Source organism: Pseudomonas sp. DP-17, assembly GCF_022380625.1.
GTDB lineage: Bacteria > Pseudomonadota > Gammaproteobacteria > Pseudomonadales > Pseudomonadaceae > Pseudomonas > Pseudomonas nitroreducens_A.
Window position 1 is genome coordinate 41,857 of sequence record NZ_JAKSXG010000016.1, and the last position, 12,465, is coordinate 54,321.

Annotated in this window: 12 protein-coding genes and 1 other RNA gene; 4 read left to right on the forward strand and 9 right to left on the reverse strand. The window is 64.7% G+C overall.

What is annotated here, in order from left to right; all coding sequences use genetic code 11:
• Position 1 precedes the first annotated feature (1 nt).
• The 9 genes from mraY to rsmI form a co-directional block, all read right to left on the reverse strand.
• The gene (gene mraY / locus MJ122_RS25420) at positions 2 to 1,084 is read right to left on the reverse strand and encodes a phospho-N-acetylmuramoyl-pentapeptide-transferase (RefSeq protein ID WP_017518103.1); all 1,083 of its coding nucleotides are present in this window, start codon (positions 1,082 to 1,084) and stop codon (positions 2 to 4) included.
• Positions 1,085 to 2,449: a UDP-N-acetylmuramoyl-tripeptide--D-alanyl-D-alanine ligase gene (gene murF / locus MJ122_RS25425; RefSeq protein ID WP_239746500.1), complete on the reverse strand. Its 1,365-nt coding sequence runs from the start codon at positions 2,447 to 2,449 to the stop codon at positions 1,085 to 1,087.
• Complete coding sequence (locus MJ122_RS25430) at positions 2,442 to 3,905, reverse strand: UDP-N-acetylmuramoyl-L-alanyl-D-glutamate--2,6-diaminopimelate ligase (protein WP_239746502.1); 1,464 nt, start codon at positions 3,903 to 3,905, stop codon at positions 2,442 to 2,444. Before MJ122_RS25430 ends, murF begins: the two co-directional genes overlap by 8 nt.
• On the reverse strand, positions 3,905 to 5,656 hold the full coding sequence (locus MJ122_RS25435) for a penicillin-binding protein 2 (RefSeq protein WP_088421242.1): 1,752 nt from the start codon (positions 5,654 to 5,656) through the stop codon (positions 3,905 to 3,907). Before MJ122_RS25435 ends, MJ122_RS25430 begins: the two co-directional genes overlap by 1 nt.
• Positions 5,653 to 5,946, reverse strand: a complete 294-nt coding sequence (gene ftsL / locus MJ122_RS25440; protein ID WP_017518107.1) for a cell division protein FtsL — start codon at positions 5,944 to 5,946, stop codon at positions 5,653 to 5,655. The genes MJ122_RS25435 and ftsL overlap by 4 nt, the downstream gene beginning before the upstream one ends.
• Entirely contained in the window at positions 5,943 to 6,884 is a 942-nt protein-coding gene (gene rsmH, locus MJ122_RS25445) for a 16S rRNA (cytosine(1402)-N(4))-methyltransferase RsmH (protein WP_026078935.1), read from the reverse strand. The genes ftsL and rsmH overlap by 4 nt, the downstream gene beginning before the upstream one ends.
• Positions 6,885 to 6,892: 8 nt before the next feature.
• Complete coding sequence (mraZ, locus tag MJ122_RS25450; RefSeq protein WP_026078936.1) at positions 6,893 to 7,348, reverse strand: division/cell wall cluster transcriptional repressor MraZ; 456 nt, start codon at positions 7,346 to 7,348, stop codon at positions 6,893 to 6,895.
• A 307-nt stretch (positions 7,349 to 7,655) separates the two neighbouring features.
• Positions 7,656 to 8,012: RNase P RNA component class A (rnpB, locus tag MJ122_RS25455), an RNA gene on the reverse strand.
• Positions 8,013 to 8,052: 40 nt separating this feature from the next.
• Entirely contained in the window at positions 8,053 to 8,901 is an 849-nt protein-coding gene (rsmI, locus tag MJ122_RS25460) for a 16S rRNA (cytidine(1402)-2'-O)-methyltransferase (RefSeq protein ID WP_239746639.1), read from the reverse strand.
• Between the two features lie 126 nt (positions 8,902 to 9,027).
• Between rsmI and MJ122_RS25465 the strand changes: the two genes are divergently transcribed.
• From MJ122_RS25465 to MJ122_RS25480, 4 genes are read left to right on the forward strand one after another with little or no spacing between them, the layout of a single operon-like run.
• Positions 9,028 to 10,842: a penicillin-binding protein activator gene (locus MJ122_RS25465; RefSeq protein ID WP_239746504.1), complete on the forward strand. Its 1,815-nt coding sequence runs from the start codon at positions 9,028 to 9,030 to the stop codon at positions 10,840 to 10,842.
• Positions 10,839 to 11,216, forward strand: coding sequence for a YraN family protein (locus MJ122_RS25470; protein WP_239746507.1), 378 nt, complete (start codon positions 10,839 to 10,841; stop codon positions 11,214 to 11,216). The genes MJ122_RS25465 and MJ122_RS25470 overlap by 4 nt, the downstream gene beginning before the upstream one ends.
• A gap of 28 nt (positions 11,217 to 11,244) precedes the next feature.
• Entirely contained in the window at positions 11,245 to 11,838 is a 594-nt protein-coding gene (locus tag MJ122_RS25475; protein ID WP_017518113.1) for a phosphoheptose isomerase, read from the forward strand.
• Positions 11,835 to 12,413 carry a BON domain-containing protein gene (locus MJ122_RS25480; protein WP_239746509.1) on the forward strand — a complete coding sequence of 193 codons (579 nt, stop codon included), beginning with the start codon at positions 11,835 to 11,837 and terminating at the stop codon, positions 12,411 to 12,413. The genes MJ122_RS25475 and MJ122_RS25480 overlap by 4 nt, the downstream gene beginning before the upstream one ends.
• The last annotated feature ends 52 nt before the right edge of the window (positions 12,414 to 12,465 follow it).

Genomic DNA, 12,465 nt, shown 5'->3' on the forward strand with positions numbered 1-12,465 from the left:
CTCAACGCAGTTTCAACGTGGCCAGGCCGATCAGCACGAGAATCACCGTGATGATCCAGAAGCGCACGATCACGCGCGGCTCCGGCCAGCCTTTGAGTTCGAAGTGGTGGTGGATCGGCGCCATGCGGAACACCCGCTTGCCGGTCAGCTTGAAGGAGGCGACCTGGATCACCACCGACAGGGTTTCCATGACGAACACCCCGCCCATGATGAACAGCACGATCTCCTGGCGGACGATCACCGCGATGGTCCCCAGCGCGGCGCCGAGCGCCAGCGCACCGACGTCCCCCATGAAGACCTGCGCCGGATAGGTGTTGAACCAGAGGAAGCCCAGGCCCGCGCCGACGATGGCACCGCAGAAGATGATCAACTCGCCCGCCCCCGGAACGCTCGGGATGAACAGGTATTCGGCGAATTTGATGTTGCCCGACAGGTAGCAGAAGATCCCCAGCGCGCCACCGACCATCACGGTGGGCATGATGGCCAGGCCGTCGAGACCGTCGGTCAGGTTCACCGCGTTGCTCGAACCGACGATCACGAAGTAGGTCAGCACCACGAAGAAGATGCCCAGGGGGATCTCGACGTTCTTCAGCATCGGCACGATCAGGGTGGTCTCGACCGGCGTCTCGGCAGTCATATAGAGGAAGACCGCCGCGCCCAGGCCGAACACCGATTGCCAGAAGTACTTCCAGCGGCTCGGCAGGCCGCGGGAGTTCTTCTCGATCACCTTGCGGTAGTCGTCCACCCAGCCGATGGCGCCGAACAGCAGGGTCACGGCCAGCACGACCCAGACGTAGCGGTTCGACCAGTCGGACCACAGCAGGGTACTGATGGCGATGGCGGTGAGGATCAGCGCGCCGCCCATGGTCGGCGTGCCTTTCTTGGACAGGTGCGATTGCGGGCCGTCGTTGCGCACGGCCTGGCCGATCTGGCGGATCTGCAGGGTGCGGATCATCCACGGGCCCAGCCAGAGCGACAGGGCGAGCGCGGTCAGCACGCTCAGGATGCCGCGCAGGGTCAGGTACTGGAAGACGCCGAAGCCCTTGTAGAACTGTTGCAGGTACTCGGCGAGCAGCAGCAGCATTTAGTGACTCTCCTCGGAGGAACCACAGAGCGCCGCGACGACTTTGTCCATCGCCGCGCTGCGGGAACCCTTGATCAGAATGGTGGTTGTCGAAGCTTCGTCGGCCAGGGCACTGATCAGGCTGGCCTGATCGGCGAAGTGCCGGCCCGCGGAACCGAACGCCTGCACGGCGTGGCTCATCAACGGTCCGACGGCATAGAGCGCAGTGACTTTGCCAATGGCATAGGTTCCCACTTCGCGGTGGGAAGATTCCGCCCAGGCACCCAGCTCGCCCATGTCCCCGAGGACCAGGACGGTCCGGCCGGAAAAGCCGGCGAGTATATCAATCGCCGCGCAGATTGAAGCCGGATTGGCGTTGTAGCTGTCGTCGATCACCCGCATGCCATTCGTCGCCAGCTGAGCTACGGCGCGCCCCTTGACCGGCTGCAGGTTCTGCAGGCCGGAGACGATCCCGACCAGCGGCACGCCCAGGGCGTGAGCGGCGGCGGCGGCGGCCAGCGCATTCGTGACGTTGTGCTCACCCAGAAGATTCAGCTGAACGGCTGCCTCGCCAGCCGGCCCCTGCAGGGTGAAACCCGGGCAACCGCGGGCATCGCGCTTCACATCACTGGCGCGGAAATCGGCGCGCGCATCGTGCAGGCCGAAGCTGGAAACACGGCGACCGGAAGCGCGGGCCTGCCAGATATCGAAGGCCTTGTCGTCGCGGTTGAGGATGGCCACGCCGTCGGCGGCCAGCCCCTCGAGAATCTCGCCCTTGGCCAGGACGATCTTGTCCTGCCCGCCGAACTCGCCGACATGGGCGGTGCCGGCGTTGGTGATGATGGCGACCTGGGGGCGGGTCAGCGCGACGGTATAGGCGATCTCGCCGACACGGTTGGCGCCCAGCTCGATGACTGCGCTTTTGTGCTCCGGGGCCAGCTGCAGCAGGGTCAGCGGCGCACCCAGATCGTTGTTCAGGTTGCCGCGGGTCGCCAGGACTTCACCCTGGGTCCGCAGGATGCTGGCGAGCATCTCCTTCACGGTGGTCTTGCCACTGGAGCCGGTCACTGCGGCGACGCGGCCGGTGAAGGCGGCGCGGTTCAACGCCCCGAGCTGGCCCAGCGCGATGCGGGTATCTTTCACCACCAGCTGCGGCAGCGGCGCGCCAGCGACTTCACGTTCCACCAGAGCCGCTACCGCGCCCTTGGCGGCGACGTCGGTCAGGTAGTCGTGGCCGTCGAAACGCGGGCCGGTCAGGGCAATGAACAGTTGGCCGGGGACGATGGCACGGCTGTCGGTGCTCACGGCGTCGAAGCTGACGTCGTCGCCGACCACACGGCCTTGCAGCGCAGCAGCGACTTCGTTGAGCGAAAGGGGCTTAAGCACGCTTCACCTCCCAGGCAGCCAGCGCCTTGGCGGCTTGTTCCAGATCGGAGAACGGGTGGCGAACACCGTCGATCTCCTGGTAATCCTCGTGCCCCTTGCCGGCCAGCAGCACGACGTCGTCCCTGCCGGCAGAGGCGATCAGTCGGGCGATGGCCTCACCGCGACCGGGAACGAACTCGACCGCGTCAGGCTTGGCGAAACCGGCCCGGATGTCGGCGATGATCGCCTCGCTCTTCTCGGTGCGCGGGTTGTCGTCGGTGACCAGCACGCGGTCGGCATGCTGCTCGGCGATCTGCGCCATGATCGGGCGCTTGCCGCTGTCACGGTCGCCGCCGCAGCCGAACAGGCACAACAGTTGGCCATGCACGTGAGGACGCAAGGCGAGCAGCACTTTTTCCAGCGCGTCCGGGGTGTGGGCGTAATCCACGACCACCAGCGGCTTCTCACCACCGCCCAGGCGCTGCATGCGGCCGATCGGGCCTTCCAGTTGCGGCAGCACCTTGAGTACGTCGCCCAGCGGGTAGTCCAGGCCCAGCAGCGCAGCGACCACGGCCAGCAGGTTGCTCAGGTTGAACTTGCCCAGCAGCGAGCTGCGCAGCAGGCCTTCGCCCTGCGGGGTGACGATCTGCGCTTGCACGCCGGCATCGCTGAAGGTGGCTTCGCGGCAGTAGATGTAAGCCGACGGGTCGCTCAGGCTGTAACCCATCAAGCGGGACTCGTGGGACTCGGCGGCCAGCTCGCGGCCAAAATCGTCGTCCAGGTTGATCACCCGGCAACGCAGGCCTTGCCAGGCGAACAGCTTGGCTTTGGCCGCGCCGTAGGCTTGCATCGAGCCGTGATAGTCCAGGTGGTCACGGGAGAGGTTGGTGAAGACCGCCACGTCGAAGCCCAGCGCCGCGACGCGGCCCTGCTCGAGGCCGTGGGAAGACACTTCCATCGCCACGGCCTTGGCACCGGCCTGCTTCAGGCGTGCGAGGGTCGCCTGCACGGCGAGCGGGTCAGGCGTGGTGTGGCGACCGCTTTCCAGCGCGCCATAGAAACCGGTGCCGAGGGTGCCGACGATGCCGCAGCGCTCGCCGAGCAGGTCGAGGGCCTGGGCAACCAATTGGCTGACGCTGGTCTTGCCATTGGTGCCGGTCACGCCGACCAGCTCGACGCCTCGGCTTGGCTCGCCATAGAAGCGTCCGGCGATAGCGGACAGCTGTTTGGCGAGGCCCTTGATGGCGATCATCGGCACATCGCTGGGCGGCAGGTCGACAGCGCCTTCCGCTTCATAAGCGACGGCGGCGGCGCCCTGGGCGAGCGCGGCAGCGATGTGCGCGCGGCCATCCTGGCGACCTCCCGGCACGGCGAGGAACAGGTCGCCGGGCTTGACGGTGCGACTGTCCAGGGTGAGTTCACGGATCAGTTCGCCGCTTTCGGCCTGTGGCAGCAGTTGATTCAGGCTCATCGGCATCAGCCACGCCCTCCTTTGGCAGCGGGCGCAGCATCGGCTTGTTGCTGCGGAGTCGCCGTCGGAAGGTTATCCGGCGGCACGTTCATCAGGCGCAGCGTGCCGGACATCACCTTGCTGAACACCGGCGCGGAGACCAGGCCACCGAAGTAACCGGCCTTGCTGGGCTCATCGATGACCACGACGGCGACATAACGGGGATTGCTCATCGGCGCGAAGCCGGCAAACAGGGAGCGATAGGAGTTCTCCGCGTAGCCCTTGGCGCCGGTCGCGGTCTTGCGCGCGGTACCGGACTTGCCGGCAACGTGATACCCCGGAACCTGGGCGCGGAATACGCCGTTCGGCGCCTCGATCACCTGCTGCAGCATGCCCTGCATGGTCTTGGCGACCGGTTCGGGAATGACCTGGGTGGCATCCGGCTGGCGGTCGGCACGAACCATGGTCAGCGGAACGCTGCGGCCATTGTTGGCCAGCGCAGCGTATGCGTGAGCCAGCTGGATGGCGGTGACGGACAGGCCGTAGCCGTAGGACAGCGTGGCGGTCTCCGCCTTGCGCCATTCCCGGTAATTAGGCAGGTTGCCGACACGCTCGCCGGGGAAACCCAGGCCGGTGTCCTGGCCGAGACCGACCTTCTGCATCAGGCTGTAGATGGCTTCGCCGCCGATATCGAAAGCGACCTTGCTCATGCCCACGTTACTGGAGCGGATCAGGATGCCGGTCAGGTCCAGCACCGGACCTTCGGTACGGGACACGTCACGAATGGTGTAGCGGCCGATCTGCAGGGTGCCGGGGTAGACCTCGACCTTGTCGGTGGGCTTCCAGCGGCCGGTTTCCAGCGCCGCGCTCATGGAGAACGGCTTCATGGTCGAACCCGGCTCGAACACGTCGATCATGGCACGGTTGCGCATCATCGCCGGTTGCAGGTTGCGACGGTTGTTCGGGTTGTAGGTCGGCTGGTTGGCCATGGCCAGCACTTCGCCAGTCTTCACGTCGAGAATCACCAGGCTGCCGGCCTTCGCGCCGTTCTCCACCAGCGCATTACGCAGCTCACGGTTGGCGAGATACTGCAGGCGCAGGTCGATGGACAGGGCCAGGGTCTTGCCGGCCTTGGCGTTGCGGGTGACCTGCACGTCGCGGATCAGGTGCCCACGACGATCCTTGAGCACCTGGCGCTTGCCCGGCACGCCGGCCAGCCAGCTGTCGAAGGCCAGCTCCACGCCTTCACGGCCACGATCGTCGACGTCGGTAAAGCCCACCACCTGCGCGGCGACTTCGCCGGACGGGTAGAAGCGGCGGAACTCCTCGACGGAATAGACGCCGGGGATGCGATGGGTCTTTACCTGGGCCATCACGGCCTCGCCTTGCTCCGGGGTCAGGCCACGGACCAGGTAGATGAACTCCTTGTCGGCGTTCGCTTCCAGGCGCTCGGACAATGCCGCCTTGGGCTGGCCCAGGGCATCGGCGAGGAAGCCCCACTTCTCGCGCTCGAGTACCAGCTCCTTCGGGTTGGCCCAGAGGGTGGCGACCGGCGTGCTGACAGCCAGCGGCTCGCCGTTGCGGTCGGTGATCAGGCCACGGTGCGCGGGAATGGTGATATGCCGCACGCTGCGGGCATCGCCCTGCCCCTTGAGGAAATCGTGATCGATGACATGCAGGTCGACGATCCGCCAGGCAATCGCCGCCACCATCGCCAGCAGCAGGGCGATGACGACGCGGAAGCGCCAGGGATAACGAGCGCCGGCCAGGTCTTTCATGGCGCCACCATGATGATTTCGGTCGGATCGGGCACGCGCATCTTCAGCTGGTCGGTCGCCAGGGCCTCGATGCGGCTGTGGGCCGTCCAGGTGCTCTGTTCGAGAATCAGGCGACCGTATTCGGCCTGCGCCTTGTCACGCACGTTGAGCTCGGTGTACAGCGAGTTGAGCAATTGGCGGTTCCAGTAGGCACTGTAGGAGACCGAAATGGCCGACAGCAGCACGCCAATGAACAGCAACAGCATGAAGAAGCTGCCGGCAGGCAGACGCTTGGAGAAGAGACGGCTCATCTGAGCTTCTCCGCGATGCGCATGACCGCGCTGCGCGAGCGCGGGTTGGCCTTGAGCTCGGCTTCGGAGGCGTAGACCGGCTTGCCGATCAGCTTCATACGCGGCTCGAAGGGTTTGACCTGGATCGGCAGATTGCGCGGCAGGTTGTCCGCCTCGCCCTTCACTTGCTTGCGCATGAATTGTTTGACGATGCGGTCTTCCAGCGAGTGGAAGCTGATCACCACGAGGCGGCCGCCCACGGCCAGACCTTCCAGCGCGGCCTCAAGGCCACGCTCCAGATCACCCAGCTCATTGTTGATGAAGATGCGCAGCCCCTGGAAAGCGCGGGTAGCCGGGTTCTTGCCCTTCTCCCAGGCCGGGTTGGCCTCGGTGATCACGGCGGCCAGATCGGCGGTACGCTCGAAGGGCGCTTCCGCCCGACGCTGCACGATCGCGCGGGCCATGCGCTTGGCAAAACGCTCTTCGCCGTAATCCTTGAACACGCGGGCGATCTCGTCTTCCGCAGCGGTGGCGATCCATTGCGCGGCACTGACGCCTTGGTCCGGGTTCATGCGCATGTCCAGCGGGCCGTCATTGAGAAAGCTGAAGCCTCGCTCGGGGTCATCCAACTGCGGCGAGGACACGCCCAGGTCCAGCAGAACGCCATTCACGCTGCCCTGCAGGCCGCGCACGGAGAACTCTTCACCCATCTCGGCGAAGGACCTTTGCACAATGACGAAGCGGCCGTCTTCGGCCGCCAGTGTTTTTCCCGTCGCAATCGCCTGGGGATCCTTGTCGAACCCGAGCAGCTGACCGCCCGGGCCGAGCCTGCCAAGCAAGGCCCGGCTGTGCCCTCCCCTTCCGAAGGTTCCGTCCACATAGCGGCCGCCCTCCAGGGGGGCCAGCGCTTCGACGGCCTCCTCGAGCAGAACGGTGATGTGTTGGAAGGTACTGGTCACAGGCAGGCTCACAGAATAAGGTCGCGCAATTCGTCCGGCAGGCCGCCGGGTTCTTTGATGGCTGCGAGGTCGGCCTCGGCAAGCGCATTCCACTTGTCTTCGTCCCACAACTGGAACTTGTTCAGCTGGCCGACCAGCATCGCTTTCTTGTCCAGGCCGGCGTACTCGCGCAGGCGCGGCGGAACGAGAAAACGCCCGGCGCTATCGAGCTCCAGGTCAACGGCATTACCAATCAGCAAACGCTGCAGGCGCCGCGTTTCCTCGCGCAGCGAGGGCAACTCGCGCAGCTTGGCTTCAATGAGTTCCCATTCAGGGAGGGGGTAAACGGTGAGGCAGGTGTCGACGGCATCGATGGTGACGATGAGCTGGCCATTGCAACGCGAAACGAGCTCGTCACGATACCGACTCGGCATCGCGAGGCGCCCCTTGGCGTCAAGACTTACGGCGTTAGCTCCGCGAAACACGTCAGCGCTTCCCCTGTGGTTGGCTATCCATGCCTGTTGATCCCACTTTTACCCACTTCGTACCACTTCCGCACACTATAGAAATCCGCGCTCCCCACCGTCAAGGCGAGCCAGAGAGGAAAAATCCTTACAGGACCGAGATTTAGCGTGCTTTTGCGAGGTGGAGGGAGGGAATTTGACGCGCCAGAAAAGAGAAAAGCCCAGTGTTTTCAAAACACTGGGCTTTCATACTTAAAGTGATTTCTTAAGTTCGCCACTTCTTCCGGTCAGCGACAAATGGTCATGTGGGAAGAAGTGGAGGAAAAGTGGTGAGAGTCGATCTGTAAGCCGGGTTCTGTCGAGGACAGCCATTCCTCTGGGACATACATCACTGCATGCCTCAAGCGATCTACCCGAACCCAACGCGGGCCGCGCCAATGGGTTCCTATTTGATCTTGCTCCGAGTGGGGTTTACCTAGCCACGAACTGTTGCCAGCCGTGCGGTGCGCTCTTACCGCACCTTTTCACCCTTACCGGCGCTTGCGCGCTTAGGCGGTTATTTTCTGTGGCACTTTCCGTAGACTCGCGCCTCCCAGGCGTTACCTGGCACTCTGCCCTATGGAGCCCGGACTTTCCTCCATCCCGTGGTGGAACACCACGAAACAGCGACTGTCCAATCGACTCTCAGCTCGCAAGGTTAGCGGCTGACGACGCCCAGGACAAGCTCAAGTCTTGCCCTGGCGCTCCAGCGCGATCTGATAGAGCTGGTTCTTGCGGGCCCCGGTGATCTCCGCGGCGAGCGCAGCGGCGCGCTTGACCGGCAGTTCCGCCAGCAGCAGATCGAGCACCCGCAGCGTTTGCGCATCCACCGCTTCATCGCCTTCCGGCGCCGGCTTGCCCGCCACCAACAGCACGCACTCGCCGCGCTGCTGGTTGCTGTCGGCCGCCACGAATTCGCGCAAATCGCCCAGCGGCAGCCCCTTGAGGGTTTCGAAAGTCTTGGTCAATTCACGCGCCAGCAAAGCGGGCCGTTCGTCGCCGAAGATCGCCGCCATGTCCTCGATGCATTCCAGCACGCGGTGCGGCGCCTCATAGAAGATCAGTGTGCGCGGCTCATCCAGCAACGCCTCAAGGCGACCGCGCCGCCCAGCCGCCTTGGCCGGGAGGAAGCCCTCGAAAACGAAGCGATCCGAAGGCAGCCCCGCCGCAGACAGCGCCGCGATCAGCGCACAGGCTCCCGGCACGGGCACCACCGGGACACCCGCCGCGCGCGCCTGGCGCACGAGATGGTAACCGGGGTCGGAAATCAGCGGCGTCCCCGCATCGGAGATCAGCGCAACGTCTTCGCCAGCCAGAAGCTTGATCAGAAAACGACCACCCTGCTCTCGCTCATTGTGCTCATGGCACGCCGCCAGCGGCGTCTGGATGCCGAAATGCTGCAGCAGGCGCACCGAGTGCCGAGTGTCTTCGGCGGCGATAAGCGATACATCGGCCAGCACCTTGAGCGCCCGAGCACTGATGTCGTCCAGGTTTCCGATGGGAGTAGCCACTACATACAGAGTGCCAAGGGTCACGCGCCAACCTCGCCGGAAGTATCTGAAAAAGCCGCATTGTATCCCGATTCCGCCACCCGCCATCGCTTCACCCTCGTCGCTTGGGTACAATCGGCAGCTCTTTGAATGCGTCACGAGAAGCCCGATATGATCGCTCGCCTGCGCCCGCTATCCGCTCTGTTCCTGGCCGGCATGCTCGCCGCCTGTGCGTCCTCCCCGTCGTCCAATCTCGGCGAACTGCCGCGCACGCCGGACGCCAGCATCGAACAGTTGCTGCAGCAGGCCTCCACCGCCAAGCCGGATGAAGCCGCTGTCCTGCGCCTCTCCGCCGCCGATCTGGCCTACAAGCAGAAAGATATCGGGCGCTCCACGCAGATCCTCGATCAAATCCCGATGGACAGCCTGAAGCCCGCCCAGCAGGTCTTCGCCAGCACCCTCCGCGCCCAGCTGGAACTGGCTCGCAACAAGGCGAAGGCGGCCCTGAAGGCGTTCGACAACCCCAGCTTCCAGCGCCTGGGCGAAATGCCAGTGGATCTGCAGGCTCGCGCCGGCATGGTCAAGTCGCTGGCCCTGGCTGCCGACGGCCAGGCCCTGAGCGCCGCCCGCGAGCGGGTGTTCATCGATCCACTGCTCAACGCCGAGGCCAGCAAGGCCAACCACGAGGAAATCTGGAAACTGGTTTCCAGCCTGCCCCTGGATCAGATGCAGGCCAGCAGCAATGAAGGCGACTTGAACGGCTGGCTGGAACTGGCGCGCATCACCAAGGCCTCCTCGAGCCTGAAGGAACAGCAGTCGAACATCGACAACTGGGTCGCGCAGAACCCGGATCACCCGGCCGCCAAGCAACTGCCGGACGCCCTGACCAAACTGAAGTCCCTGGCCGCCCAGCCACTGAACAAGATCGGCTTGCTGCTGCCGCAACAAGGCCAGCTCGCCTCCGTCGCCCGCGCCCTGCAGGACGGCTTCCTGGCCGCCCACTACCAGGCACAGCAGAGCGGCCAGGCGCAGCCGGCGATCAAGCTCTACGACAGCAGCCAGTTGCGCTCGCTGGATGAGTTCTATCGCCAGGCCCAGGCCGACGGCGTGCAACTGGTCGTAGGCCCGCTGGAGAAGAACCTGGTCAAGCAGATGAGCAGCCAGCCACAACTGCCGATCACCACCCTGGCCCTGAACTACGCCGACGGCAACCAGGAAGCTCCGGCCCAGCTGTTCCAGTTCGGCCTGTCTGCCGAGGATGAAGCACGCGAAGTCGCCAACCGCGCCTGGAACGATGGCATGCGCCGCGCCGTGGCCCTGGTGCCACGTGGCGAGTGGGGCGACCGCGTACTCGCCTCCTTTACCCGCAACTGGCAAGCCGCCGGCGGCACCCTGATCGCCGCCGAACATGTCGACCAGCCGGTAGAACTGGCCCGCCAGATCGCCGACCTGCTGCAACTGCGCCAGAGCGAAGGCCGCGCCAAGCGCCTGCAGGGCGTACTCGACAGCAGCGTCGACACCCAGCCCTCGCGTCGCCAGGACATCGACTTCATCTTCCTCGCCGCCACCCCGCAGCAGGCCCGCCAGATCAAGCCGACCCTGGCCTTCCAGTACGCCGGCGACCTGCCGGTCTACGCCACCTCCAACCTGTACACCGGCGTGAACAACCCGGCACAGGACCAGGACCTGAACGGTATTCGTTTCTGCGAAACCCCGTGGCTACTGAACCCGAACAACGCCTTGCGCCAGCAGGTCAGCGCCCAATGGCCGGCCGCCAACGGCAGCCTTGGCCGCCTGTACGCCATGGGCGCCGACGCCTACCAGTTGGCCCCGCGCCTGCCGGAACTCAAGGCCGTGCCGAGCATGCAGGTGGACGGCCTGACCGGTACCCTGAGCGTCAGCGCCGGCCAACGCGTAGAACGCCGCCTGCCCTGGGCCGAGTTCAAGAATGGCCAGGTCCAACCGCTGGAGAACAGCGGTATTTGATCGGCAACAGCCCTACCCAGAAGGCCGGGCGGCAGGCCGAAGCCGCCGCCCTGGCCCACCTGGAACAGCATGGATTGCGCCTCCTGGCGCAGAACTGGACGTGCCGCCGAGGCGAGCTCGATCTGGTCACGCTGGACGGCGATACAGTAGTATTCGTCGAAGTTCGCTCCCGCCGGCACTCCGCCTGGGGAGGAGCACTGGAAAGCGTGGACTGGCGCAAGCGTGAGCGCCTGACGATCTCCGCCGAACTCTTCCTGCAACAGAACGCCCGCTGGAACAACCACCCCTGCCGGTTCGACATCGTCGCTATCGATGCTCGCACCCCAGGCTCCGCAGGGCGTTTGAATTGGATTCCCAACGCTTTTGACACCTGATCAGACGCCCGACGAAAGGTCACACCTGATGGACATGCAATCCCGTATCCGCCAGCTCTTCCATGCCAGCATCGAGACCAAGCAACAGGCCACCGAGGTGCTCATCCCGCATATCGAGCAGGCCAGCATGGTCATGGTCAATGCCCTGCTGAACGAGGGCAAGATCCTCTCCTGCGGCAACGGCGGCTCGGCCGGCGATGCGCAGCACTTCTCCTCCGAACTGCTGAACCGCTTCGAGCGCGAGCGCCCGAGCCTGCCGGCAGTGGCCCTGACCACCGACAGCTCCACCATCACCTCGATCGCCAACGACTACAGCTACAACGAAGTCTTCTCCAAGCAGATCCGCGCCCTCGGCCAACCGGGCGACGTACTTCTGGCGATTTCCACCAGCGGCAACTCGGCGAACGTCATTCAGGCGATCCAGGCCGCACATGATCGCGAAATGGTTGTCGTAGCTCTGACCGGCCGCGACGGCGGCAACATGGCATCGTTGCTGCTGCCCGAGGACGTGGAGATCCGCGTCCCGGCCAAGGTCACCGCACGCATTCAGGAAGTCCACCTGCTGGTCATCCATTGCCTGTGCGACCTCATCGACCGTCAACTGTTCGGGAGTGAAGAATGACCCGTACCCCTCTGATCGCAGCCGCATTGGCCGTGACCATGGCACTGGGTGGCTGCAGCAGCTTCGTCAGCGCCACCCGCGACAAGCCGATCGACGATGACAAGGGCACCCGCACCCTTGGCAGCAAGATCGACGACTCGCTGATCGAAACCAAGGTGGCGGTCAACGTCGCCAAGGCCGATCCGGACCTCGACCGCAATTCCCACATTGTGGTGATCAGCTACAACGGCGTGGTACTGCTGGCCGGCCAGACCCCACGTGCCGACCTGAAGAACAAGGCCGAGCAGGCCGCCAAGGAAGTGCAGAAGGTCAAGACCGTGCACAACGAGCTGCAGATCCTGCAGCCCTCCTCCCTGGCCGCGCGCAGCAACGACACCTGGCTGACCACCAAGATCAAGAGCCAGATGCTCGCTGACGCGAATGTCCCCTCCACTCGCATCAAGGTCCTGACCGAGAACGGCATCGTCTACATGCTGGGCCTGGTCACCCGCCGCGAAGGCGACCTGGCCACCCAGGTGGTACAGGGCGTGGATGGCGTGCAGAAGATCGTCCGCCTGTTCGAGTACATCGACTGAGCGAGCCATTTATTGCAGGCATGAAAAAGGCGACCCTCGGGTCGCCTTTTTT

Bases quoted from the DNA above. Each gene is read 5' to 3' on its own strand.
- MJ122_RS25475 (WP_017518113.1), top strand. From the start codon at position 11,245: ATGGACATGCAATCCCGTATCCGCCAGCTCTTCCATGCCAGCATCGAG.
- ftsL (WP_017518107.1), bottom strand. From the start codon at position 5,946: ATGAGCCGTCTCTTCTCCAAGCGTCTGCCTGCCGGCAGCTTCTTCATG.
- MJ122_RS25465 (WP_239746504.1), top strand. From the start codon at position 9,028: ATGATCGCTCGCCTGCGCCCGCTATCCGCTCTGTTCCTGGCCGGCATG.
- MJ122_RS25430 (WP_239746502.1), bottom strand. From the start codon at position 3,905: ATGCCGATGAGCCTGAATCAACTGCTGCCACAGGCCGAAAGCGGCGAA.
- MJ122_RS25435 (WP_088421242.1), bottom strand. From the start codon at position 5,656: ATGAAAGACCTGGCCGGCGCTCGTTATCCCTGGCGCTTCCGCGTCGTC.
- MJ122_RS25480 (WP_239746509.1), top strand. From the start codon at position 11,835: ATGACCCGTACCCCTCTGATCGCAGCCGCATTGGCCGTGACCATGGCA.
- mraY (WP_017518103.1), bottom strand. From the start codon at position 1,084: ATGCTGCTGCTGCTCGCCGAGTACCTGCAACAGTTCTACAAGGGCTTC.